The organism is Sphingomonas sp. BAUL-RG-20F-R05-02 (genome assembly GCF_022662305.1).
In the GTDB taxonomy this organism is placed as follows: Bacteria; Pseudomonadota; Alphaproteobacteria; order Sphingomonadales; family Sphingomonadaceae; genus Sphingomonas.
Map to the genome: position 1 here is coordinate 73,624 of NZ_JAKNQH010000001.1, position 23,738 is coordinate 97,361.

Here is a 23,738-nt window from a genome sequence, read left to right on the forward strand (position 1 = left end):
GACCTCGGTTGTCGCACACGTGTCGGATCTGATTACCCCGCACCATGACCGAACCCGAAACCCTCACGCTCGACCTGGATGGCTGGGAGGGGCCGCTCGATCTGCTGCTGGCGCTCGCGCGTAATCAGAAGGTCAATTTGCGGGAGATTTCGATCCTCGCGCTGGTCGATCAGTATCTCGCCTTTATCGAGCAAGCCCGCGAGATCAGGCTGGAGCTCGCCGCCGATTACCTGGTGATGGCTGCGTGGCTGGCATATCTCAAATCCGGTTTACTGCTGCCGCGCGATCCGGAGGTCGAGCCTTCCCCTGAGGATCTCGCCCTGCGGCTGCAACTGCGCCTGGAGCGGCTGAACGCGATGCGCGACGTCGGCGCTCGGCTGATGGCGCGCGACCGGATCGGTCGCGACGTCTTCGCGCGGGGTTCGCCCGAAGGCTTGAGAACCATGCGCAAAACATTGTGGCAGGCCGAAATCTTCGACCTTATTGCGGCGTATGGGCGGATCAGCGCGCGGACCCGTCCGGTCATGCACATCGTTGCCGATCGCCCGGTTATGACGCTGGAAGCTGCACTCGATCGTGTCGCCCGTCTGGTCGGCAGTACGGTGGACTGGGCGGTGATCGAAAGCTTTTTGCCCGACGGCGCAAGCGACCTGTTCCGCAAGTCCGCGCTCGCATCTTCGTTCCTCGCGGCGCTGGAACTTGCGCGGCAGGGGAGGGTGGAACTGCAACAGGCGTCCCCGTTCGCACCGCTGTACCTGCGCGCACTGCGATGACAGCGCCCGATCCTCTCGTCCGCGCGGTCGAGGCCATTCTGTTTGCCGCCACCGAGCCGCTGACGGCCGACGCAATTCGCGCACATGTCGGCGAGGGCGCGAATGTGCGGGCTGCGCTCGATCGGCTCGCCGCCGATTACGCCGGGCGCGGTGTCGAACTGGTCCGGCGTGGCGACCGCTGGCACTTCCAGACTGCCGCTGACATGGCGCACCTGCTGAGACGGGATCGCGAGGAACCGCGCAGGTTGAGCCGCGCCGGAACCGAGACTCTGGCGATCGTCGCCTATCATGAACCTGTCACCCGCGCGGAGATCGAGGCGATTCGCGGCGTACAGATTTCCAAGGGAACCATCGACGTGCTGATGGAAGCCGGTTGGGTGCGCCCCGCCGGACGACGCGAGGTTCCGGGTCGGCCGCTGCTCTATGCGACCACGCCGGCGTTTCTCGCGCACTTCGGTCTGGCGAGCCGCCGCGACTTGCCGGGGCTTGAGGATTTGCGTGCTGCCGGACTGCTCGATCCCCTCGATCTTGCGCTAGAAATGCAAGCGGACACGAACGAGGTGGTCAAGCGTTCGGAACAGGACTAGAAAGGTCTTGTACTAGGAGAAGTGTGATGGGTTTCGGTAGTCCGATTCATTGGCTCATTTTCGGCGTTTTGGCGATCCTCGTTCTGGGTGGTGGCCGCTTTTCGAGCATGATGGGCGATGTCGCGAAGGGCATCAAATCGTTCAAGAAGGGCATGGCCGAGGAAGACGAGCCTGCGCGCCCGGCAAGCCGCATCGAGGCGAAGGCCGCAGCGGAACCGGCGTTCGACGTGAACGGCGAAAAGGTTCGCGAAGACCGTTGAGGCCGCAACTCCCTTAACGTCCTCGCTGAAGGTTCTGCCCGTACATGTTCGATATTGCGCCTATGGAACTGCTGATCCTCGGGACGGTGGCGCTTGTCGTCATCCCGCCGAAGGATCTGCCCAAGGCAATGCGCGTCGCCGGCTATTGGGTCGGCCGGATGCGCGGCGTCGCCAACCAGTTTCGCAGTGGTTTCGACACGATGGTGCGCGAAGCCGAGTTGCAGGACATGGAAAAGAAGTGGGCAGCGGAGAACGAGCGCATCATGCGTGAGCATCCGCCGACACCAGCGATCGAGGCGCCGCCTGTGGCTGCGATCGAGCATGTGCCTGCTACCACGCAGCCGGATATGCCAGCGCTTCCCGATAGTGAGCGGCAGTATAGCGAGGATGGCCCTCCGGTGTACGTGGAGCATCCCACTGTCACCCCCGCCGCCGAAGCTGTTTCGGACGTCGCGGCCGACCGCGACAAGGCGCCGTCATGAACGCACCGGCCGACGAACTCGACGCCTCGCGCGCACCGTTGCTGGATCACCTCGTCGAACTGCGGCGTCGGCTGCTTTACAGCATTGCCGCGCTGGCGGTTGCGTTCGGCGTCTGCATGTATTTTGCCGAACCGATCTTTGGTATTCTGGTCCATCCGCTCATCCAGGCGGGCCAGAAGCGAATCTACTATACCGGTCTGTTCGAGGCTTTCTTCGTGCAGCTCAAGGTTGGACTGTTCGCTGGATTGATGGTCGCGTTTCCGGTGATCGCTAACCAGCTTTGGCAGTTCGTCTCACCGGGTCTGTACCGGAAAGAGAAGCGCGCGCTCCTACCGTTCCTGATCGCGACTCCGTTCCTGTTCGCGAGCGGTGCAGCGATGGCGTATTTCGTTGCGGTGCCGACGGCGCTGCATTTCCTGCTGAGTTATCAGGGCAACGTCGGGGGCATCGAGCAGACCGCTCTGCCGGCGGTCGACAAATATCTCGATTTCGTGATGCAGTTCCTGCTGGCCTTTGGCATCGCATTCCTGCTGCCGGTCGTGCTGATGTTGCTGGAACGGGCGGGAATTGTGACCCGCAAACAGTTGGTCGGCGCGCGCCGCTACGCGATCGTCGGCTGCTTTGGCGTTGCGCTGGTGCTTGCGCCGCCTGACGCGGGTTCGATGATCATGCTCGCGGTGCCGCTGATCCTGCTGTACGAACTCGCGTTGATCGCGATCTGGTTTACCGAGCGGCGGCGGCCTCCGGTTGAGATCGAAGCCGAACCCGCTGAATAAAAAAACCAGGGTCACGGCGGTGCCGGTGACCCTGATTTGTTCAAAACGGAATGACGAAGATTACTTGGCGTCGTGAGCAGTCTTGGCAACGGTGTTGCCCGCCGACTTAACATCCTTGCCGGCGCCTTCGATCGTGTTGCACGCGCTTACCAGCAATGCACCAGCGACGAGCGCCAATCCTACGAACTTCCGCATTTGAAATCTCCTGACCTTCCGAAGGAAACGCCTTCGTGCCCGAACAATGTTCGAGGTCGCGCTACGTTCCGCGTGCATAACGCTGCGACGTTTAAAATGTCTTGGGAGCCGGAGTTTGCACGGAAAAGAATTTGGGTCCGGCGCACTACCGGGGGGGGGGGAGGGTAGTGCGTCCGGACCCATGTCTTGGATAGCGAGAGCGGGGGGGCATAAAGTCGCTATCCGAGGTGTAGAACGTGGCGGGTCAAATCGGGTTCCGGGCGCCTGGAAAAAAGTGTGACATGCGTAGCGGCCGGTCGGGTCGTTTGTCAGCGGACGCGAGCCGCTGGCGCGGTCGGCCTCGTGCCGCTAGAGAAACGATATGTCCACGACCTTCACGATCGATACCGCGACCAGCCGCGCCAATCCCACGCCCACCCCGATGAAACGGCTGACCGTGCCCGCGATTCGCAAGCGCAAAGGTGCCGATGGGGGCGGCGAACCGCTGGTTATGCTGACCGCCTACACCGTGCGAATGGCGCAATTGCTCGATCCGCATTGCGATCTCCTACTGGTCGGCGACAGTCTGGGCCAGGTTATCTACGGTCTGCCGTCCACGCTGCCGGTAACGCTCGATATGATGTGCGCGCACGGCGCGGCGGTGGTGCGCGGCAGCTATCACGCTGTCGTCGTCATCGACATGCCGTTCGGCAGTTACGAAGCGAGCCCGCAGCTGGCGTTCACCTCGGCGGCGCGGATCATGGCGGAGACCGGCGCGGCCGCGGTCAAGCTCGAAGGCGGGGCGGCGATGGCGTCGACGGTCGCGTTCCTGTCCGAACGCGGCATTCCGGTGATGGGACATATCGGCCTCACGCCCCAGGCGGTGAATGCACTCGGCGGGTACGGTGCGCGGGGTCGCAGCGAAGCGGAGCAGGCCAAGATCCTCGCCGATGCGCACGCCATCGCCAACGCCGGCGCGTTTGCGATCGTGGCGGAAGGTGTGCTGGAGCCGCTGGCGCGCACCATCACGGAACAGGTCGCCTGTCCGGTCATCGGCATCGGCGCATCGGCGCAGTGCGACGGGCAGGTGCTGGTGACCGAGGATATGCTCGGCCTGTTCGAGCGCACGGCGCGGTTCGTCAAGAAGTTCGACGATATGGCCGGCCGCATTTCCGCCGCGGTTGAGACCTATGCGCGCGATGTACGATCCCGGGAATTCCCGGGCGCGGACCAGACGTATCTGCCGAAGGACTGACCACTTCCCCTTGTTGCCGCGGACCGCTAAGGTCGGCGTCTTCCCAGCCTGATGGAGCTTTGCGTTGGCCGTTACGCCGAATACCGATGCCGCATTCCTGCGCGAAGTCGATGAAGAGCTGCGCCGCGACCAGTTGGCGGGTGCGTGGGAGCGTTACGGACGGCTCGCCATCATCGCGCTGGTAGTCGCGCTGGCGCTGTTCGGCGGATACCTGTTGTGGCGCAATCACGAACAGTCGGTATCGGGTGCAAAGGCCGAGACGTTGCAGAAGGTATATGACGGCATCGCCGCCAAGACGCCGGGCGCGGATAAGCCGCTCGCCGATCTCGCAACCGCTGGTGAGCCGGGCTACCGTGCGCTGGCGAAGTTCACGCAGGCCGATCTGCTGCTCCAGAAGAACGATCTGGCGGGTGCGGCCAAGATTTTCGCAGCGATTGCAGCCGATACCGGCGTGGGCCAGCCCTTCCGCGATCTCGCGCTGATCCGTCAGACCAGTGCGGAATTCGACGGGCTCAAGCCGGATGTCGTCGTGGCACGGCTGCGCGATCTCGCCCGGCCGGAGAACCCCTGGTTCGGCAGCGCCGGCGAGCTGGTGGCGATGGCCTATCTGCGGATGAACAAGCCCGACCTAGCTGGCCCGCTGTTCGCTCAGATCGCGCGCAATAATGATGTACCCGACACGATCCGCCAGCGTGCCGTCCAGATGACGGGTATGCTCGGCATCGACGCTGTCGATCAGGTTGAGGACAAGAAGGCCAAATGAACAAGCGTACCGCAATCCTGGCCGCGGCGGCTTCTGCCTCGCTCGCGCTGAGCGGCTGTGCCGCGCTAAAAGGCGGCGGGCGTCACAAGACCCCGACGTTAGGCGAGCGCATCCCGATCCTCGCCTCCGAAAGCGCGGCGGACGCGGACAAGACCATCGCCGATGTGCAGGTCACGCTGCCGGAGCCGACCGTCAACGACAGTTGGGCGCAGCCCGGCGGCAGCGCGGCCAAGTCGCTAGGTCAGCTTGCGCTTGGCACCGCGCTCACCCGGCAGTGGACCGCGCAGATCGACGGCGGATCGAACCGGCAGCGCTTCGGCTCCGCGCCGATCGTGGCGGATGGCAAGTTGTTCGCGGTCGATGTCGACGCCACCATTCACGCGTTCGACGCCACGACTGGCGCCAAGATGTGGACTGCCGATATCGCGGCGGGTTCGAAGAAGAAGAACCGCGCGGCTCGCTTCGGCGGCGGCGCGAGCTTCGATGACGGCAAGATCTTTGCGACCGATGGCCTTGGTGACGTCGTCGCGTTCAACGCCAAGGACGGCAAGGAGTTGTGGCGGGTCCGCCCGGGCGGACCGCTGCGCAACGCGCCGGCGGTGGCACTCGGCCAATTGTATGTGCTGACGCAGGATAATCAGCTTTACGCGCTGTCGCAGGCGGATGGCTCGGTGGTGTGGACCGGTTCGGGCTCCCTCGAAACGCAGGGTGTGTTCGGCGTGGCCGCACCGGCGGTGGCGCAAGGTACGGTGATCGCCGGCTTCTCGTCCGGCGAGTTGACTGCCTATCGTTACGAGAACGGTCGCACGCTGTGGCAGGATGCGCTGTCGCGCTCCAGCATCTCGACCTCGGTATCGTCGCTTGCCGATATTGATGCCGATCCGGTGATCGATCGTGGCACGGTGTTCGCGGTCGGGCAGGGCGGCCGCACCGTCGCGCTGGAGATCAACTCCGGCCAGCGTCAGTGGGAGCAGAACTTCGCCGGTATTTCAACGCCGTGGGTTGCGGGTGAGTGGCTGTTCCTGGTGACCGACGACGCGCGTCTGGTCTGCTTGGCGCGTTCGACCGGCAAGGTGCGGTGGATCAGCCAGCTCCAGCATTACAAGAGCGACAAGGTCGTTGCGGACGATGTCGCTCCGACTGACAAGAAGAAGAAAAAGAAGAAGGAAAAGCACAAGAACCCGATCACGTGGTTCGGCCCGGTGCTGGCTGGCGGACGGCTGGTGCTGACCAACTCGCTCGGCCAGATCGTGTCCGCCGCGCCGGAGACGGGGAAAGTGGTGTCGTCGATCAACGCAAAACAGAGCTTCACGCTGCCGCCGATCGTGGCGAATCAGACGCTCTATGTGCTCGATCAGAAAGGCCATGTGGTCGCCTATAAGTGACGGCGGGGCGATGCTGTTCGCGACCGGAAGCCGCTGGCTGCTGAGCGGGCGGGTGTAGATCGACGCGAGCACCGAGCAGATGCTCCGCCGCATCGCTGGTGCGGACGGGTCGTCCCGCGCGGATTCAGGCAACGTCGGGCGGCACGAAGCGCCTCGGGGGTGACGAAGCCGTGCGCGTGCCGTAAGGGAGCGCGATGCCTAACCTCCCCGTGGTCGCGATTATCGGCCGGCCGAATGTCGGTAAATCGACCCTGTTCAACCGCCTCGTCGGCAAGAAGCTCGCGCTGGTCGACGATCGTCCCGGTGTGACCCGTGATCGCCGCGAGGGCGATGCCTCATTGATCGGGCTCGACTTCCGCGTGATCGACACCGCCGGCTATGAGGATCAGGACGCCGCCTCGCTCCCTGGTCGGATGCGGCAGCAGACCGAGGCCGCCGTCGCGCAGGCCGACGTCGCGTTGTTCTTGATCGACGCGCGTGCCGGCATCGTTCCGCTCGATGAGGAGATCGCGCGGTGGCTTCGAGGTTCGACCACGCCGATCGTGCTGGTCGCCAACAAAGCCGAAGGCCGTGCAGGTGAGGCCGGCATCATCGAGGCGCTCGCGCTCGGTTTCGGCGATCCGGTCGAACTTTCCGCCGAACACGGCGAAGGCCTCAGCGAATTGTTCGAGGCGCTGCTGCCGCATGTCGAACGCGACGCGGATGCGCCGATCGAGGAAGAGCCCGAGGACGACGAGTTCTACGAACATGGGCCGCTGAAGCTTGCCATCATCGGTCGCCCGAATGCGGGCAAGTCGACACTCATCAACAAGATCCTCGGCGAGGATCGCCTCATCACCGGTCCGGAGGCCGGGATCACGCGCGATTCCATCGCGATCGATTGGTCCTGGCAAGGGCGCCCGGTTCGCCTGATCGACACGGCCGGCATGCGTAAAAAGGCGCTCGTACAAGATAAGCTCGAGAAGCTTTCGGTTGCCGACGCGCTGCACGCGATCGATTTCGCTGAAGTTGTCGTCCTGTTGCTCGACGCAACACGCGGGCTGGAGGCGCAGGATCTGCGTATCGCCGACGCCGCACTTCAGGAAGGTCGCGCGCTGATCGTCGCGATCAACAAGTGGGACGTGGCCGAGAATGGCTCCAGCCTGTTCAACGGCATCCGGGGTGCACTTGAAGACGGGCTTAGCCAGGTCAAGGGTCTGCCCGTGCTGACCGTCTCGGCGGCGACCGGCAAGGGCATCGATACGATGATCCAGGTGGCGTTCGAAACGCGTGAGGCATGGTCGCGCCGCGTCGGCACTGGCGAACTCAACCGCTGGTTTGAAAAAGCGGTCGACGCCAATCCGCCGCCGGCGCCCGGTGGCAAGCGCATCAAGCTCCGGTATCTTACCCAGGCCAAGACGCGCCCGCCCGGTTTCGTGTTGTTCGGCACGCGCGTCGACCAACTGCCGATGAGCTACCAGCGCTATCTTATCAATGGCATACGGCGCGATCTCGGCTTTGGTGCGGTTCCGGTACGGTTGACGTTGCGGGCTCCAAAAAACCCGTTCGATCGCTAGGATGCCATAGTTGACGCGGCAGTAAGCGTGTCTCGTCAATACCTCGTTTACCGGGACCGCGTAGAAGCTTCCTATAACTATCTCGGTCACTCATGGTCGTGATGGAGGAGGTTTACAGTGGCGCTCGACGATCGGGATCTTGTCGACTGGACGGCGTTCGCAAGCGCGCGCAACGAGTTGGGTGCGGGCTTCGTACGTATCCTTGGCTATTTCCGCGAAGATGGCGTGAAATCCGTTGCGGCGATCGAAGCGGCGATGCGCGCGCAGAGCGCCGCCGGTCTCGTGTTGCCGGCGCACACGCTGAAGGGCGAGTCTCGGCAGTTCGGCGCCGAACCGCTCGGCATGCTGGCGGAGCGGATCGAAACGATCGCACGGGATTGTGTCGAAAACCGTGATACGCCCGAAGAGGCGCTTGCACTGGTGGCAAGCTTACGTCCGCTGTTCGAACGCACGCTATCGGTGCTGGAGCACGAGGCGAACCCCATCGTGGCGCGGCGCGGTGGCTTCGGACGGCGTGTCGCCTAGCCTTTTCCCGCACTCGCGGGAACGAAGCAGAAGCGCCGCTTTAACTCCGTAGCCGCTCGATCGCTTGCGCCAGCGCGACGTAGAGTTTGCCCATATCGGAAGACAGCAACGTCACGCCCATCGGCGAGCCGTCGCGCTGCGCGAGGATCGCGCGCAGCATCGCCTCGAAATCGTGGATGTAGCGGTTGACGTGATCGCGAAAGCGGTTGTCGCTGTCATACAGATGCGCGATATCTCGCGCTTCGGCTGCATCCAGCAACCGCACGGCGCGCCGGGTGAACACCCCGCGATCGCCGCGCAGATAGGCGGCCCATGCGCTGTCGGCGACTTCGGTCGAGAAGCTTTTGGCGATGTCGATCGAAGCGGAGTTGAGTGCCTCGATCAGCAGCGACACCCGGCGTGCGAAGCTGTCCTCGTCGGCCTTCTCGCGCTCGGTCCGTGCCTGGTCGATGCGGTTCTCGACGATCGTGCTGGCCTGAGAGATCGTCGCGATCTGATCGGTCAGCCGCGCCGAAATCCGGTCCGCCACGTCCGCCGCCGCCTCGGCCGCTTCGCCGATCGCGGTGAGGTGCAACTCCACCGTCGCCGATGCTGCGCGCTGCATTGCGTCGGAGGTCGCGGCCTCCAACGCCGCCGCCGCTTCGGGGATGACATCGGCGAGCGTCTCGCGCGCGCTCGCAGCGGCAGAATTCGCAGTGTCGCGCACCCGCAACAGCGCCTCCAGCAGCCGGGGCGCGGCATCCTCGGCAAACCGGTGCGCCTGTGCGACGGTGTCGTCGACCGACGTGCCGAGTGCGGCTGCCTGTTCGGTGCTGACCGCCAGCGTGTCCTGCAACGTGCCGGCCAGCTTCTCGACCTGGTCGCGCTGGCTGGACACCACGGCGGCGATCGCCTCGATCGCGTCGTGCGTGCTCTCGGCGGCGGTGACGAGCGCGAGCAGCTCGGGCTTGGCATCGCCGACGATGCCGCGACTGGCGATGATCCGTGCATCGAGTCGCGACAGCGCAGTCGGGATCGTCTCGTCGATCTCGCGCGTCGCCGAATCGAGCGCGATGAGCAGCCGCTCCGTCGTCGCGATCGTGGTCGAGGCGATCTGCTCGCCGGTGCGGATCGTGTCGGTCATGCCCTCGGCAGATACCCGCAGCGCCTCCATCGATACCGCCAGTTCCTGCGTGTGCGCGGCATGACGATTGTGGAAGGCGTCGAACTCGCCCGACAGATGGTGGACGCCGGTGCCGAGCATCTCGACCACTTCGCTGGTGGCGTCGCCCTGCGTGGCGAGCCGGTCGGAAATGCGGTCGATCATCGTTTCGATCACGGCGATACGTGCCGCAAGCGCCTCGGCGCTGTCGCGCGCGGCATGGTCGAGCGCGGCCTGGTTGGTGCCGAGCATCGCCAGCATCGCCTCGCCCTGCGCGGCGATCCCCTTGCGTGCTTCATCAACCGCGCCTGCCGTCCGGTCGAGCAGCGCGTCGACGGAGATCGACATATCCGCGCTGACTTGTTCCAGCCGCGCCGCCGCCGATTCGCTGGTCGCCTTCATCCGCATCAGATTGGCGGCGAGCTTCTGTGCGGCGCCACCGGCAACCTGATCCGCCTCACGTCCGCGTTCGGTCAGCGCGGAAAGCTGCACGTCCAGCGCAGTCGCGCTTTCACTCGCGACGATCGCGGTCTGCTTGATCTGCTCGGTCAGGGTGGCGGTATCCTCCCCCGCGCCGGGCAGCATGGCGATCAGCGTCTCGAGTTCCGCGCGCGCGCTGCCGGACAGGGCGGCGAGCGCCTGCGCGTTGATCTCCGCGCGCTGGATTTCGGCGCCGATGTCGCTGCCGATACCGGCGAGTCGCAAGGTCGCGGTCTCGCCGATCGCCGCCATCGCCGCTGCCTGTTCGGAGAGTTGCTGGCGGTTATCCTCGATTTTGCGCGACAGCACCGCGATCGTGCGTTCGAGATACGCCGCTTCGGCCCGCATCGCCTGTGCGGTGCCGGCAAAGCGCGTTGCCTCGGCGCGGCTGGTGCGAAGCGCGAGCAGAAGCAGGATGCCGATCAGCGCGGGCGGCACGCACAACGCCGCAATGAAAACCGTAAGGCCCATCGGCGGCGTTGCGGCGAGATGCGGCCAACTCAGCGCGAGCATGCCGACGACCCAGCCGAACGAAACCACCGCGCCAAGCGCGGGAAATACCCGGGCCAAGCTACGCGTGGGCGGCTCTTCGGGATCAGCAAACGTCAGCAAGTCGTCGGTAAATTCGGGAACCGCTTCGCCATTATGCTCCGTGATGTCCGCGCTGCCGCTGCTGGACGAATCTTCCGCGCCGGGGCGAAGATCAATGATGCGAGAACCCCCGTTCATACGCTTCGTTTACCATGATTTGCGTGCCGGCAAAGCGAATTGCGAAACTTTGCCTTAACACGGGTCGGGCTATTCACCTCCTATGGCTTATGATCCCGGTGCAATCGATGCAACGCTCGCGGCTGCGGTAGGTGACGAACCCGCGCTGATCGCGGAGTTGCGTGGCGCGTTCCTCGACAGTGCGAACCGCGCGCTGGGTCTGCTGGAGGCGGCGCGCCGTCCCGAAGAATGGCGCCTCGCGGCCAGCAGGTTGAAAGGCCTTGCGGCGAGTTTCGGTGCGATTCGTCTGATGGCGATTGCCGGAGAGGCTGCGGAAGCGCAGCCGATGGACGCGGCGATGGTGCGCCGGTTGCGCCGCGCGGTGGAGCGGCTCTGAGGCGGATCGCCGCAATCCGGCTAAGGACTGCTACCGCTTTGCCTTTGCGCGAGACTGCGCTTAAGGCCCCCCGATGCTGGCAGGCCTGATTTTTGCGACTGAAGATGCTGACGATCGTGCGGGAACGCTCGGCGAGACGTTGCCGTTCGGCGGCCTGACGCTGATCGAGTTCCAGGCGCGGCTGCTGATCGCGGCCGGTGCGACCCAGATCATCCTTGCGGTGGCCCGCATGACGCCGGGTCTGCTCGGCGCGATCAGCCGGATCGGGCGGCGCGGCGTGTCGGTCGATGCTGTGCGTACCGCGGTCGAGGCGGTCGAGCAGCTTCACCCGCTCGCGCGCGTGCTGGTGGTGGCTGACGGGCTGGTCACGACCGGCGATACCGTCGCGCTGCTTGCGGCGGAGCGTGGCGACGCGCTGCTGGTGACCGGCGACGCGGACCCGCAGTTCGAGCGGATCGGCGTATCGACCAACTGGGCCGGGCTCGCGCTGATCGATGTCGCGCGGATCAAGGATGTCGCGGTGATGCCGCGCGACTACGATTTCCAGTCCACCTTGTTGCGAATCGTCGCGCAGGCCGGGGCCAAGCAGATCCGCTTGCCCAAGGCGGCTGAAGCCGCGCACGGGATCGAACGCGATTCGCAGGCGCTGGCACGCTGGGGCAACGCCATTGTCGTGACGCTGATGGCGCAGCCGGATCGCTGGGCGGACCGCTACGCCGCCGCGCTGCCGGCGGGACTCGCGCTGCCGCCGCTGCTCGCACGTGGTGCGCCGAGTTGGGCGTTCAGCCTTGGCGCGGGCGTGGTGGGGCTGGCCGGGATCGGCGCGATCCTGTCGGCATGGCTGACGGTCGGGCTGGTCCTCATCATCCTCGGGGTGCTGCTTGCCACCACCGCACACATGCTGGCCTGGTTACGGGACGAGGCCTTGCCGGCGCGCATCCTCGCCGTTGTCGGCCCGGTGCTCGGCGCGGGCAGCGTAATGGCAGTGGGTGATGCCACGCACAGCGCGCTCGGCTGGGCGCTCGCGGTGGCGGCGGTCGTCGCGGGCGTGCTCGTGGAGCGAGTCGCGCTCGCGGCGTGGCCGCGCCGCTGGTGGTCGAGCCTGACCGCTGCGCCGATCGTGATGCTGCCGTTCGCGATCGTGAGCGCGCCGCTCGCCGCGCTCGGCTGCGTCGGTCTGTATGCCGCCGCCACCCTTGCCGTGGCGATTGAGACGCTTGTCGAAAAGCCTTAGGCGCGTTTTAACGATACCGCGCTAAGCATGCCGGCATGTCGATCCACGCTCGCGATCCCGATACAGGCGGCACTGCGACCGCCAGCGCGCTGCTCGCCCGGGCGGCGGACGCGGAACTGCGCGCGGATCATCGGCTCGCAACGTCGATCGACGACTTCTTTCTTGCTGGCGACGGTCGGCTCGACGACCGCGTTCGCGCGCGTCTCGCCGCAACGCTGGAGGCGCTGGTCGGCGCGATCGAGGCGGCGATTCGCGCACATGCCGCACGCCTGCTCGCGGCGCGCGGGCTCACCGCGCTTGCGGTCGACGTCGGCAGCGGGGCTCCGGTGGCGCTCGACCGGCTGCTTGGCGCCGGGCTGATGCGCGATCCGGCGGTGATGCACGAATTGATCGGCCGGGTACGCCAGACCCTGATCGCGGAGGCGCTGCCGGTCGAGGCCGCGCCGCTCGGGAGCAGCGGCAAGGCGGATCAGCCGAGCCTGCTCGCGCGGTTGTCGCGTCATGCCGATCATGTCGTCGCGACCGGCGCGGTCGCGCTGCTCGCTACCGAAAGCCGCCGCAGGGCGCCGCTGGTGGCTGGGGCCACGACCCGGACCGATCTGCCTGCCGCAATCCAGCAGCGCCTGATCTGGTGGGTCGCCGCGACCGTGCGCGAGGCGACCACGTCCGAGGGTGCCGGCACGACCGAGCCGCTTGACCGCGCGCTCGCCGAGTCGGCGCAGCGCAGCCTCGCCGCGCATAACGAAAGCGATCGGCTGGAGGCTGCCGCTACCCGGCTCGCGATCGCACTCGATCCGCGCGCGGAGGAACTTGCCGCCCTGCTCGCCGAAGCGCTGGCGGACCAGCGTTTGTCGCTGTTCATCGCGCTGCTCGGCCATGCGCTCGGGCTGCATTATGCCGACATGCGCGACATCGTCCTCGATCCTGATGCCGAACGGTTATGGCTGGTGCTCCGCGCGCTCAAACTCGATCGTCCCGCCATCGCCCGCATCGGTCTGGCGCTGTGCGAGGCCGATCCGCGCCGCGACGTCGAGCAGTTCGCCGACCTGCTCGATACTATCGTCGCGGTCGATCCGGCGCAGGCGCGGGCGGCCATCGCGCCGTTGCTGCTGCATCCCGAATATCGCGCCGCCGTGCTGGCGATCGCGCGTGGAGCCAAGGCATGACCGCGGGCGAGCCGATCCTGCCGCTGGTGCGCGGCCTGATCGATCGCGACGGGCGGCTGGTCGAGGCCGATCCGCGGCTGCACGATCTCAACGCGCGGGCAGGCGGCGCGCTTGGCGAAACCGTCGCGGTGCCGCAACTCGCCAGGCTGGCGCACCTTACGCAGCGGCTCGGCATCCTCGTCTCACGCGGCATCGTCGCTGCCGATGGTCCGGGCGACCTTGAATTGTGGGTGCGGGCCGAGCCGGTCGCGGCGGGCGTGTCGCTCACCATCACCGGCTGGGCGGACCGCCCGGCGTGGACCGCGTCTGATGCGATCGGCGACACCGATCACGCCGCGCTCGCCGCGGATGCCGACTGGCATTGGGAAACCGATTCGGCGCTGCGGCTGACCTTCCTCACGCCGGATGTCGGCGTGCGGCATGGCTTTGATGCCGACATGCTGCTCGGCGCGCCGCTAACCGGGCTGTTCGCGCTGGCCGAGGACAAGAGCGGCAGCTTCCCGATCCTCGGCGGTCTCGCGCTGCGCGAAAGGTTTGAGGATCAGCCCGCTACCTTGCGCGCGACCGGGGAGGCGGTGCGCCTCGCCGCGCGGCCGCGTCGCGACGCGCGTGGTGATTTTGCCGGCTTCATCGGCGCGGTGACACTCGAACGCGCGCCGCCCAGATCCGAACCACAGACGATCGACGATGCCAGCGGCACGTTCGCGGTGCGGCTCGATTCGGCGTTGCGCTCGCCGCTCGGCCGGATCATCGCCAATGCCGACAGCATCAACGCACAGACCGAAGGCCCGCTGCGGCAGGATTACGCCGATTACGCCGCCGATATCGCCAGCGCCGCGCGCCACCTGATGGGGCTGGTCGACGATCTCGTCGATCTCCAAGCGATCGAGCGTACCGATTTCCACGTCGCGACCGAACATATCGATCTCGCCGATCTCGCCCGCCGCGCCGCCGGGCTGCTTGCGGTGCGCGCGTCCGACATGAAGGTACGGATCGATAAGCCCACGCTTGGCGAGACGCTGCCGGCGATCGGGGAATTCCGTCGCGTGTTGCAGATCCTCGTCAACCTGATCGGCAATGCGGTGCGCTATTCGCCCGAGGGCGGCGTGATCTGGGTCCGGGCCGAGCGTGAGGGCGATCTCGCCGCGATCATCGTTGCGGATCAGGGCAAGGGTATCGCGCTGGACGATCAGGCGCGCATCTTTGAAAAGTTCGAACGCGTCGACCCGCGCGAACCCGGCGGAAGCGGTCTCGGCCTCTACATCGCGCGGCGACTGGCGCGGGCAATGGGCGGCGAGATCACCGTCGACAGCGCGCCGGGGCAGGGCGCCCGCTTCGTGCTGACGCTCCCGGCACAAGCCACCGGCGCCGCTTGATCCGGCGCGCGTGGCTGGCATAGCCGCGTGCATGAAGATTTTCTTCGACGGTGGCTGTCGTCCCAATCCCGGCCGTATCGAACTTGCCGTCGTCGCGCGCGGCGTTGCTTATGTCGACCGCGATGCCGGCCATGGGTCCAGCCACGACGCCGAGTGGCTGGCGTTGCTGCGCGCGGTTGCCCAGGTCCGCGCGCTGGGCGTGCGGGACGCGGTGCTGCTCGGCGATTCGGCGGCGATCGTCACGCAGGCCAACGCCGCGCTGGCCGGCCGAGCCGCGCCGGGTCACGCGTCCGACTTCGCCGCCGCTGTCGCCGGGCTTCGCTTGCGCGTCCGCCACATCAAACGGACGCAGAATCTCGCCGGCATCGCGCTTGCCCGGCTGCACCGATGACGCTGCCGATCCTCTACAGCTTCCGCCGTTGTCCGTACGCGATGCGCGCACGAATGGGTCTGCTCGTTTCCGAAACCTTGTGCGAGATCCGCGAAGTGGCGTTGCGCGCGAAGCCGAACGACCTGATCGCCGTGTCGCCGAAGGCGACCGTCCCGGTGCTGGTGCTGTCGGATGGCCGGGTGATCGATCAAAGTCTCGATATCCTGCGCTGGGCGCTCGCGCGGCATGATCCGGAGGACTGGCTGGCGGGAGACGACACCGCGCTGATCGCCGGCAACGACGGTACGTTTAAACATCATCTCGATCGCTACAAATATCCCGATCGCCACGGCAGCGACCCGCTAGACCATCGCGACGCCGCCGTGGCGTGGCTGATGACGCTGGAACACCGGCTCGCCAGTCGTGCCAATCTGTGTGGCGAGCGACGGCAGTTGGCCGATATCGCGATCTTCCCTTTCGTTCGGCAATTCGCCGCGGTCGAGCCGGACTGGTTTGCCGCGCAACCCCTTCCGGGTGTGCGGGCATGGCTCGATCGCCATCTTGCCGCGCCGCTGTTCTCGCGCGCGATGACGAAGCTCGCACCGTGGCGGGCAGGGACGTACGTCGTTCTGGGTGACAACACCTCGTCGTGAAATCGGCGCGTGTCGCCTCTTGAAGAATCGCCATGCCGATGTAATTAGCATCCTAATGATGTCCACGCGAACAACTTCCGAGGCGCAGATCGCGGGTCGCCTGCTGCCGCTCGCACGGGTGTGGCGCAAATTGGCGGACGACGCGCTCGAGGCGCAGGGCTTGTCCGCGGCGACCGCATGGGTACTGACCCAGCTTGGCCGGCTTGGTGACGAAGCGCGCCTGACCGACCTCGCCGAGGCCACGGAGATGACCGCGCCATCGCTGGTGCGACTGCTCGATCATCTCGTCGAACAAGGGCTCGTCACGCGCACCCCCGACGATCAGGATCGCCGTGCCAAGCGGCTCGCGCTGACCGAGCACGCCAGGCCGATCGTCGCGGAAAGCGAACGGTCGCTCGCGGCGTTGCGGCACCGCATCCTCGGTGACTTCGACGCGGAGACGCTTGCCGCCACTGCCGCCGTGCTCGAACGGATCAGCGCCGCCGCCGCTGCCGAGAGCGAGCGATGAACGACCGTTACGGCCTCGATATCGCGCTGTTCTCGATCAAATGCTTCGTCGCGGCCATGTTGGCCTATTACATCGCGCTCAAGATCGGGCTGACGCGTCCGTACTGGGCGGTCAGTACGTCCTACATCGTCGCGCAGCCGCTCGCCGGCGCGGTAATCTCCAAGGCGGTGTTCCGGCTGCTCGGCACCGCGCTCGGCGCGACGGCGGCGGTCGTATTGGTCCCCAACCTCGTCAACGCGCCCGAACTTCTGTCGCTCGCGCTCGCGCTGTGGCTGGGGTTGTGCCTGTTCATTTCGCTTCAGGACCGCACGCCGCGCAGCTACGTGTTCCTGCTGGCGGGGTATACCGCCTCGATCATCGGCTTCCCGAGCGTTGCCGCGCCGGGACAGATCTTCCAGACCTCGATCCTGCGTGTCGAGGAAATCTCGCTCGGCATCCTGTGCGGCAGCCTGATCCACGCGCTGGTCCTGCCGCGTTCGGTGACCGGGCTGCTGTTCACCCGTGTCGATGCGATCATCGCCGATGTCGAACGCTGGTCGCGTGACGCGTTGAGCGGCGCGCCGGACGAGACGGTGCTGCGCGAACGTCGGCGGCTAGCGCTCGACGTCAACGAACTGCACCAGCTTTCCACCCATCTGCCCTTCGACACGGCCCGCTTCCTGCCGCGCGTGCGGACGGTGCGCGCGCTTCAGGACCAACTTTCGCTGTTGCTGCCGCTGGGCAGCGCGGTGGAGGATCGCATCGCCGAACTGAATGCGAACGGCGGCGTACCGGTACGCCTTGCGGCGTTGATCGTGCGGACGTGTGAGTGGCTCGCCACGCCTGCCGTATCGATCGCCGAACGCGGCGCGCTGGTGGAGACTCTGGTTGCGGACATTCGCGCCGAGGAGCCGCCGGTCGCGGCGCCGCTGCAATGGCGGGATGCGCTGATCCTCAGCCTGACGTCGCGTCTCGCCGACCTGGTCCGATCGCACAGCGCGGTGCGTGACCTGCGCGATCAGATGCGCTCGCCGACCCGCGCCGCCGTCACGCCAGCGGTCGCCGCGGCGCTGCGCACCGCCTCCAACCGCACCTTCCACCGCGACCGCTTCGTGGCGTTGCGCGCGGCGTGGGGAACGATCGCGACGATGGTGCTCGGCTGCGCGTTCTGGATCGGCACCGGCTGGCCGGAGGGCGCGGGCGCGGTGCTGATCGCGGGCGTGTGCTGTGCCTTGTTCGGCAATAGCGATGATCCCGCGCCGGCGATCCGCACGTTTTTGTGGGGATCGATCATCGGCGTGTGCATCGCCGGCTTCTACGTCTTCGCGGTCTTGCCACGCGCGACCGATTACGTGACCGTCGCCGCCGTGCTCGCGCCGATGTTCCTGCTGCTCGGCGCGCTGCTGGCAATCCCCAAGTACAACCTCATCACGCTGGGCGCGTTGCTCGGTCTCGCCAATCTGATTGGCCTGAACGCGTCGTACGAAGGTGATTTTGCAAGCTTTGCCAACGGCGCGATCGCGCAACTCGTCGGCACCGGCTTCGCGGTGGTGACGGTCGGACTGTTCCAGACGGTCGGCGCCGAACAGAGCAGCGCCCGCCTGATCCGCGCCGGGTGGCGCGACCTTGCGCGCCGCAGCATCCTGCCGGGTGAACCGGACGAGATCGGCTGGGTCAGCAAGATGCTCGACCGGATCGGCCTGCTCGCCCCGCGCCTGGTCGCGCGCGGGCAGGACCCGGGCCGCCCGCTGTTCGACGTGCTGGTCGATCTGCGCGTCGGCGTATCGGTGGCAGGGCTGCGCCGCGTGAAGCTGGCGGCGGGCGAGTTCGGGCGCGGCATCATCAACCCGGTGCTGTCGCGGGTAAGCGCGCATTACCGGGCGCGCACGCTCGACGAGCCGACGGTTGACGATCCCGACCTGCTCGCCGCGATCGACACCGCGATGACCGCCTTCGCGGCCGATCCGGCACCGGGCGAGCGCCGCGACGCATTGTTAGCGCTGACCAGTTTGCGCCGGAACCTGTTCCCGGCTGCACCCGGCTATCATGCGGAGGTGGCGGCATGACCGGAGAAGTGAGCTTGTTCGGCGTCTACGTGCCCGGGTTGCTGCTGCTGGCGATCGCAGCCGCGATCCTGACGGCGGTAGCCTCGCGTTTGTTCGCGCTTGTCGGCCTGTACCGCGCGTTTGCCTATCGTCCGCTGGTCGATGTGGCGATCTATATCCTCATCCTCGGCGGGCTGGTGCTCGCCTTTGCGCCCCCTGGAGTTGCGCTGTGAACTGGAGTCGTTATCTCGCCCCCGCCGGTCGCCTCACCGCGACTTTGGTCCTCGTCATCGTCGCCGTCCTCGTCGCGCTGTGGCTGTGGCACCGCTACGAGGTCGATCCGTGGACCCGCGATGGTCGCGTCCGCGCCGACGTGGTGCGCGTGACGCCGGACGTTGGCGGACTGGTCACGAGCGTGGCCGTGCGCGACAATCAGCTCGTCCACGCCGGTGACCTGCTGTTCGTGGTCGATCGCCCGCGCTACGCGCTTGCGCTGGAGCAGGCACAAGCGGCGATCGCTAGCGCCCGCGCCACGCTTGCGCAGAATCGGCGCGAGGCCGCGCGCGATCTCGCACTCGGCGATCTCGTCGCGGCGGAGGCGCACGAACAGAACGTCGCCCGCGTCGCCACCGCGCAAGCGGCACTCGCCCAGGCCGAGGCGCAGGCGGGCACCGCCCGGCTCAATCTAGAACGCACGCAGGTGCACGCCAGCGTCAACGGCACGATCACCAACCTCGATCTCCACCCGGGCGATTACGTCGCCGCCGGCCAGCAGGCGCTGGCCCTGATCGACGCGGATTCGCTGCGGGTCGAGGCGTATTTCGAGGAGACCAAGCTCGGCGGCGTGCATCCCGGCGCGGTCGCGCGTGTGCGGCTGATGGGTGATCCGCGCGTGTTCACCGGTCACGTCGAAAGCATCGCCGCCGGCATCAGCGACAGCGAGCGCACCGACACCGGCAACCTGCTACCCAGCGTCAACGCGACCTTTTCCTGGGTCCGCCTCGCCCAGCGCATTCCAGTGCGCGTCAAGATCGACCGCGTACCCGCCGATCTGCGGTTGATCTCCGGACGAACGGCTACCGTGACGATCACGCCGACCGCCGTGGGCGCTGCCACCGTGCAACCGCGTCGGGCAGCGACGCCGGGGATCGCGCGATGATCCGGCGTGCCGTCACGGCGGCGATGCTCGCGGCGAGCGTGTCCGCATGTACCGCCGGGCTGGACTACCACCTCCCCGACGGCGCCGTCGCGCGCGCGCCCGCTGCCAATGGCGCTTTTCTGGGAGGCAAGGACAAAGCGTTCACCGCCGCCCCGCTGCCCGACCATTGGTGGCGGCTGTACGACGATGCGCTGCTCGACGGCCTTGTTACCGAAGGGCTGGCTGCGAACACCGACCTGCGCGCCGCCGACGCCAATCTGCGCGCGGCGAGTGCGGTTGTGCGCGAAGCGGAGGCCGGCCGTACGATCCAGACCACACTTTCTGGCGGGGCGACGCTGGCGCGGCCCTATGGCACCGGCGCACGGTTGCCGGGGCAGGTCGGGTACGATCTCGGTGGTGGTCTGTCCTACCCGCTCGATCTCGCCGGGCGCATCCGCCGCCAGATCGAAGCGGCGCGCGCCGATGCCGAGGCCATCGAAGCGGCGCGCGACGAGGTCCGCGTCACCGTCGCGGCGGCGGTGACGCGCAGTTACGCCGCCACCTGCACGGCCAACGTGCGGATCGCGGCGGCCAACCGCGTCATCGGCATCCAGCAACAGACGCTTACCGCCACGCAACGCCTGCAGCGCGGCGGCCGTGACACCGCCTTCGACGTCACGCGCGCACAGGCCGCCGTCGAGCAAAGCCGCGCGCAGCTTCCCGCGCTGATCGCGGCGCGGCAGGCATCGTTGTTCGAACTGGCGGCGTTGCTCGGGCGGGCGCCGGCGGACTATCCGCGTGCGGTGGAGACTTGCCGTAAGCTGCCTTTGGTGCGCAGCGTCGTACCGATCGGCGACGGCGCCGCGCTGATCCGTCGCCGCCCCGATATCCGTCAGGCGGAACGCAACCTTGCTTCCGCTACCACGCAGATCGGCGTGGCTACGGCGAGCCTGTATCCGCAGGTCAGCCTCGGCGGGTCGGCGGGGTTCACCGGGCCGCTGTCGCCGCTTAACGTTGGAACGGCGTTCAACCTCTCACTCGGGCCGCTGATAAGCTGGAGCTTCCCCAACCGCATCGCCGTACGCGCGCAGATTGCAGCCGCGGGCGCCAACGCCGACGCCGCGCTCGCCCGCTTCGACGGTACTGTGCTGGAAGGGCTGCGCCAGACCGAAACCGCCTTGTCCGCCTATGCGCGCACCCGCGACCAGGTGACCGACCTGACCCGCGCGCGCGACAGCGCAGCCAAGGCGGTGGCGCAGGCGGACCGCCTGACGCGCTTCGGCCGCGGCACCTTCCTCGACACGCTGAGTGCGCAGGCCACGCTTGCCAGCGCGGAAGCATCACTGGCAAGTGCGCAGGCTGCGCTGGTGGATGCGGAGGTCGATCTGTTCCTGGCACTGGGCGGCGGCTGGACACCGGACACAGCGGAGCCCGTGCCGAGTGGGAAGTGACGGCTGCAGTTATCCAGATTCAGCCGTTGCGGACCGAACATTCCCATCCTGAAACCCGCCACTCGTGACACAAGCAGCAAAAATCTACGCCATGAGCGGCGATGCTTTCAGCTAAAGACCTTGTCGGCCTGTGAGTTTTGGTCCCAACCGATTAACGACGATGCTACAAAGCGCACCCACCAGACCAGCACGCCATAGGGAGTTCTCCCCGAAGTGCAGCGCATCTAAACCAAGTAGAACTAGAAAAACGAGAACGCCAACCGCTATGGGATAAAGAAGTGTTGGCTTCATCACATCTGCTCCACGTCACCCGCAACGGTATGCTTTGCCGCTAGAACTGGCAAGCCGCTCGCATCATCCTGTGCTTGTGATGTCCAGATCACAAGTTCTGCATCACGTCGGAACCCGCAGACATACAGGCACCTCTATAATGGTATCCAAAGCACCGCGCTGTGGACCATCCAGCCAACACGTTCCGACGCTCACATAGCCTGAAAGCCGACCGGCAGTTACCGGGCGGAAAGCTGCCCGGTCAAGCTCGCCCGACTTCGGATGTTCGGCGAACTTACGAGGAGCTACATGCCGGTGCTGCAAATGTAATACGCGATGTCATAAGGCGGAGATTTGCGTTGGAGGTCGCGTCTACGACAGTCCTGTAAGGAACGGTCGCGCGCGCCTGAAGCCTCAGCGACCGGGAAGCTGCGGACGGCGTATCTTCGACAATGCGCCAAGCGCTACCGGGCGGAGCAACATCTCTAATGAAGGAAGCGACTTGATCAGGCTTGCCGCTGACCCGGAGGATGACGTCTTGCGATGGCGCGGCACACTGCTCAACGGCAGGGGGTGCGTCGAAGATCATCTTGCATCTCCTGTGGCCGCCACCGCACTTAGGGGCATCTTAGGCCGAGGCTATCACTCTCTACGGCGACAGGGAAGCGAACGGATCGCTAGCCACCCCTATCGGCTACTCCGAGATCCTGGAGGAAAAAGCTTCCGCTAGGCTGCCTTTGCGACCTGACCGAGCGTGTTCAGTTCGAACGGCGTGGTCTGGTAGATCTCGTTGATCCAGTTGCCGAACAACAGGTGGGCGTGGCTGCGCCACTGGTTCGCGGGCGGGCGTGTCGGATCGTCGTTCGGGAAATAGTTGGACGGCACCGGCCCGCCGTCGCGCGCATATTCGTCGGCGAGCGTGGTGGTGTCGTATTCGAGGTGGTTGAACATATACAGCCGGCGATACGCCGGATCTTCGAGCAGGCACGGCCCGGTCTCGTCGTTGTCGGCGAGGATGCGCAATGCGGGCGTGCGCAGCACGTCCTCGCGCCGCAGCTCGGTCCATCGCGACACCGGCACCGCGAAATCGTCGGAGAAGCCACGCAGATAAGGCGACGAGGGGATCAGGTTGCGGTGCGGGAACACGCCGGTTGCCTTCGCCGGCAGCGCATGCTTGCCGATGTTGTGGAAATGGTAAGCGGCGGCCTGCGCCGCCCAGCAGATCGTCAGACAGGAGTGCACATGCGTCTGCGTCCAGTCGAACACCTGCCGCATTTCGTCCCAGTAGCGGACCTGTTCGAACGGCAGCTTCTCCACCGGCGCGCCGGTGATGATGAAGCCATCGAACCGCTCGTCGCGGACGTCTGACCACGGCCGGTAGAATGCCGCCATATGATCGGCCGGGGTGTTGCGCGCGACGTGATCGGTCATCCGCACCAGCGTCAAGTCGATCTGGAGCGGGGAGGCGCCGATCAGGCGCGCAAGCTGCGTCTCGGTGCTGATCTTGTTGGGCATCAGGTTGAGCAGCCCGATCCGCAAGGGGCGGATGTCCTGCCGGGCGGCATCGGCCTCGCGCATCACGGTGATTCCTTCCGCTTCCAGCGTGCGGGTGGCGGGCAGGTCGTCGGGGATTTTGATCGGCACGGGCGTTTGGTCCTATGACGGGGCGGACGCTTGCGTGGCTCTGGTCCGTTTGGTTGCCGGATCGGCCACATCCTCTCTGGCGAGAGTGCCACCTTGCCCGGACGGCAGGTTGGCGTTGGGCGTCGTCCCAACTCTTGATGTTGCGATACTCTTACGAAATCGCGGGGTGCTTGGCAATGCCACCAAGCACGCTACATCGGCTTGCATGAGCGACAGCAATATCGTGATCTGCCCTGCCTGCGCGACCGCCAATCGCGTGCCAATAGAGAGACGTGGCGCAGGCGGCACCTGCGGGCGCTGCCATGCGCCGTTGTTCTCCGGTGCGCCGATCGTGCTGACCGCTGCCAACTTCGATGCCCATGCCGGGCGTGGCGACCTGCCGCTGCTGGTGGATTTCTGGGCGGAATGGTGCGGGCCATGCCGCCAGATGGCGCCGGCGTTCGCCGCTGCCGCACAGCAGCTCGAACCGGCAATGCGGCTCGGCAAGCTCGATACCGAGGCGGAGGCCGCGATCGCGGCGCGCTATGCAATCCGCTCGATCCCAACGATGATCCTGTTCCGCGGCGGCCGGGAAGTGGCGCGCCAGTCCGGCGCAATGCCCGCGAGCGCGATCGTCGGGTGGGCACGCGGGGTGATGTGAGG

25 protein-coding genes and 1 riboswitch are annotated in these 23,738 nt (G+C 66.4%); of the genes, 22 read left to right on the plus strand and 3 right to left on the minus strand.

Going from position 1 to position 23,738, the window contains the following annotated elements; translation table 11 throughout:
• Nucleotides 1–44: 44 nt before the first annotated feature.
• Genes L8F97_RS00340 through tatC form a run of 5 tightly spaced genes read left to right on the plus strand, consistent with a single transcriptional unit; the run spans nucleotide 45 to nucleotide 2,878 of the window.
• Nucleotides 45–773 (plus strand): segregation and condensation protein A, encoded by a 729-nt coding sequence (locus tag L8F97_RS00340; protein WP_242146018.1) that lies wholly within the window; start codon nucleotides 45–47, stop codon nucleotides 771–773.
• On the plus strand, nucleotides 770–1,360 hold the full coding sequence (scpB, locus tag L8F97_RS00345) for an SMC-Scp complex subunit ScpB (RefSeq protein WP_242146019.1): 591 nt from the start codon (nucleotides 770–772) through the stop codon (nucleotides 1,358–1,360). Before L8F97_RS00340 ends, scpB begins: the two co-directional genes overlap by 4 nt.
• A gap of 26 nt (nucleotides 1,361–1,386) precedes the next feature.
• On the plus strand, nucleotides 1,387–1,620 hold the full coding sequence (locus L8F97_RS00350) for a Sec-independent protein translocase TatA (RefSeq protein ID WP_242146020.1): 234 nt from the start codon (nucleotides 1,387–1,389) through the stop codon (nucleotides 1,618–1,620).
• Between the two features lie 44 nt (nucleotides 1,621–1,664).
• Nucleotides 1,665–2,102, plus strand: a complete 438-nt coding sequence (gene tatB / locus L8F97_RS00355) for a Sec-independent protein translocase protein TatB (protein WP_242146021.1) — start codon at nucleotides 1,665–1,667, stop codon at nucleotides 2,100–2,102.
• The gene (tatC, locus tag L8F97_RS00360; protein WP_242146022.1) at nucleotides 2,099–2,878 is read left to right on the plus strand and encodes a twin-arginine translocase subunit TatC; all 780 of its coding nucleotides are present in this window, start codon (nucleotides 2,099–2,101) and stop codon (nucleotides 2,876–2,878) included. Before tatB ends, tatC begins: the two co-directional genes overlap by 4 nt.
• A 60-nt stretch (nucleotides 2,879–2,938) precedes the next feature.
• Here tatC and L8F97_RS00365 read toward each other — a convergent pair whose 3' ends face one another.
• Nucleotides 2,939–3,073, minus strand: a complete 135-nt coding sequence (locus L8F97_RS00365) for an entericidin A/B family lipoprotein (protein WP_242146023.1) — start codon at nucleotides 3,071–3,073, stop codon at nucleotides 2,939–2,941.
• Between the two features lie 361 nt (nucleotides 3,074–3,434).
• On the opposite strand from L8F97_RS00365, the gene panB reads away from it, so the two are divergent.
• The 5 genes from panB to L8F97_RS00390 all read left to right on the plus strand — a co-directional run bounded on the left by panB (nucleotide 3,435) and on the right by L8F97_RS00390 (nucleotide 8,536).
• Nucleotides 3,435–4,307, plus strand: a complete 873-nt coding sequence (gene panB, locus L8F97_RS00370) for a 3-methyl-2-oxobutanoate hydroxymethyltransferase (protein ID WP_242146024.1) — start codon at nucleotides 3,435–3,437, stop codon at nucleotides 4,305–4,307.
• 64 nt (nucleotides 4,308–4,371) lie between these two features.
• On the plus strand, nucleotides 4,372–5,070 hold the full coding sequence (locus tag L8F97_RS00375) for a tetratricopeptide repeat protein (protein WP_242146025.1): 699 nt from the start codon (nucleotides 4,372–4,374) through the stop codon (nucleotides 5,068–5,070).
• On the plus strand, nucleotides 5,067–6,455 hold the full coding sequence (locus L8F97_RS00380; RefSeq protein WP_242146026.1) for a PQQ-binding-like beta-propeller repeat protein: 1,389 nt from the start codon (nucleotides 5,067–5,069) through the stop codon (nucleotides 6,453–6,455). Before L8F97_RS00375 ends, L8F97_RS00380 begins: the two co-directional genes overlap by 4 nt.
• A 194-nt stretch (nucleotides 6,456–6,649) precedes the next feature.
• Nucleotides 6,650–8,011 (plus strand): ribosome biogenesis GTPase Der, encoded by a 1,362-nt coding sequence (der, locus tag L8F97_RS00385; RefSeq protein ID WP_242146027.1) that lies wholly within the window; start codon nucleotides 6,650–6,652, stop codon nucleotides 8,009–8,011.
• 117 nt (nucleotides 8,012–8,128) lie between these two features.
• Nucleotides 8,129–8,536, plus strand: coding sequence for an Hpt domain-containing protein (locus L8F97_RS00390; protein WP_242146028.1), 408 nt, complete (start codon nucleotides 8,129–8,131; stop codon nucleotides 8,534–8,536).
• 40 nt (nucleotides 8,537–8,576) lie between these two features.
• Here the strand turns inward: L8F97_RS00390 and L8F97_RS00395 are convergent, their stop codons facing one another.
• Nucleotides 8,577–10,886, minus strand: a complete 2,310-nt coding sequence (locus L8F97_RS00395; RefSeq protein WP_242146029.1) for a hypothetical protein — start codon at nucleotides 10,884–10,886, stop codon at nucleotides 8,577–8,579.
• An 82-nt stretch (nucleotides 10,887–10,968) separates the two neighbouring features.
• Here L8F97_RS00395 and L8F97_RS00400 point away from each other — a divergent pair, with 82 nt between their 5' ends.
• From L8F97_RS00400 to L8F97_RS00450, 11 genes are all read left to right on the plus strand, one after another.
• Complete coding sequence (locus L8F97_RS00400) at nucleotides 10,969–11,262, plus strand: Hpt domain-containing protein (protein WP_242146030.1); 294 nt, start codon at nucleotides 10,969–10,971, stop codon at nucleotides 11,260–11,262.
• Nucleotides 11,263–11,335: 73 nt separating this feature from the next.
• Nucleotides 11,336–12,496 carry a hypothetical protein gene (locus L8F97_RS00405; protein ID WP_242146031.1) on the plus strand — a complete coding sequence of 387 codons (1,161 nt, stop codon included), beginning with the start codon at nucleotides 11,336–11,338 and terminating at the stop codon, nucleotides 12,494–12,496.
• 35 nt (nucleotides 12,497–12,531) lie between these two features.
• On the plus strand, nucleotides 12,532–13,662 hold the full coding sequence (locus L8F97_RS00410) for a DUF2336 domain-containing protein (RefSeq protein WP_242146032.1): 1,131 nt from the start codon (nucleotides 12,532–12,534) through the stop codon (nucleotides 13,660–13,662).
• Nucleotides 13,659–15,038: a sensor histidine kinase gene (locus L8F97_RS00415; RefSeq protein ID WP_242146033.1), complete on the plus strand. Its 1,380-nt coding sequence runs from the start codon at nucleotides 13,659–13,661 to the stop codon at nucleotides 15,036–15,038. The genes L8F97_RS00410 and L8F97_RS00415 overlap by 4 nt, the downstream gene beginning before the upstream one ends.
• A 31-nt stretch (nucleotides 15,039–15,069) precedes the next feature.
• Nucleotides 15,070–15,429 (plus strand): ribonuclease HI, encoded by a 360-nt coding sequence (locus L8F97_RS00420; RefSeq protein WP_242146034.1) that lies wholly within the window; start codon nucleotides 15,070–15,072, stop codon nucleotides 15,427–15,429.
• A complete protein-coding gene (locus tag L8F97_RS00425) occupies nucleotides 15,426–16,061 on the plus strand; it encodes a glutathione S-transferase (protein WP_242146035.1) in 636 nt (211 codons plus the stop codon). The genes L8F97_RS00420 and L8F97_RS00425 overlap by 4 nt, the downstream gene beginning before the upstream one ends.
• A gap of 58 nt (nucleotides 16,062–16,119) precedes the next feature.
• Nucleotides 16,120–16,569 (plus strand): MarR family winged helix-turn-helix transcriptional regulator, encoded by a 450-nt coding sequence (locus L8F97_RS00430; protein ID WP_242146036.1) that lies wholly within the window; start codon nucleotides 16,120–16,122, stop codon nucleotides 16,567–16,569.
• On the plus strand, nucleotides 16,566–18,614 hold the full coding sequence (locus L8F97_RS00435) for an FUSC family protein (RefSeq protein ID WP_242146037.1): 2,049 nt from the start codon (nucleotides 16,566–16,568) through the stop codon (nucleotides 18,612–18,614). The genes L8F97_RS00430 and L8F97_RS00435 overlap by 4 nt, the downstream gene beginning before the upstream one ends.
• Complete coding sequence (locus tag L8F97_RS00440; protein ID WP_242146038.1) at nucleotides 18,611–18,826, plus strand: DUF1656 domain-containing protein; 216 nt, start codon at nucleotides 18,611–18,613, stop codon at nucleotides 18,824–18,826. Before L8F97_RS00435 ends, L8F97_RS00440 begins: the two co-directional genes overlap by 4 nt.
• On the plus strand, nucleotides 18,823–19,752 hold the full coding sequence (locus L8F97_RS00445; protein WP_242146039.1) for an efflux RND transporter periplasmic adaptor subunit: 930 nt from the start codon (nucleotides 18,823–18,825) through the stop codon (nucleotides 19,750–19,752). Before L8F97_RS00440 ends, L8F97_RS00445 begins: the two co-directional genes overlap by 4 nt.
• Nucleotides 19,749–21,182, plus strand: a complete 1,434-nt coding sequence (locus L8F97_RS00450) for an efflux transporter outer membrane subunit (protein WP_242146040.1) — start codon at nucleotides 19,749–19,751, stop codon at nucleotides 21,180–21,182. The genes L8F97_RS00445 and L8F97_RS00450 overlap by 4 nt, the downstream gene beginning before the upstream one ends.
• A 996-nt stretch (nucleotides 21,183–22,178) precedes the next feature.
• Here the strand turns inward: L8F97_RS00450 and metA are convergent.
• Nucleotides 22,179–23,096 carry a homoserine O-succinyltransferase gene (gene metA, locus L8F97_RS00455; RefSeq protein WP_242146041.1) on the minus strand — a complete coding sequence of 306 codons (918 nt, stop codon included), beginning with the start codon at nucleotides 23,094–23,096 and terminating at the stop codon, nucleotides 22,179–22,181.
• A gap of 39 nt (nucleotides 23,097–23,135) precedes the next feature.
• Nucleotides 23,136–23,242, minus strand: a riboswitch (SAM-I-IV-variant riboswitch).
• Between the two features lie 59 nt (nucleotides 23,243–23,301).
• On the opposite strand from metA, the gene trxC reads away from it, so the two are divergent.
• Nucleotides 23,302–23,736, plus strand: a complete 435-nt coding sequence (trxC, locus tag L8F97_RS00460) for a thioredoxin TrxC (protein WP_242146042.1) — start codon at nucleotides 23,302–23,304, stop codon at nucleotides 23,734–23,736.
• The last annotated feature ends 2 nt before the right edge of the window (nucleotides 23,737–23,738 follow it).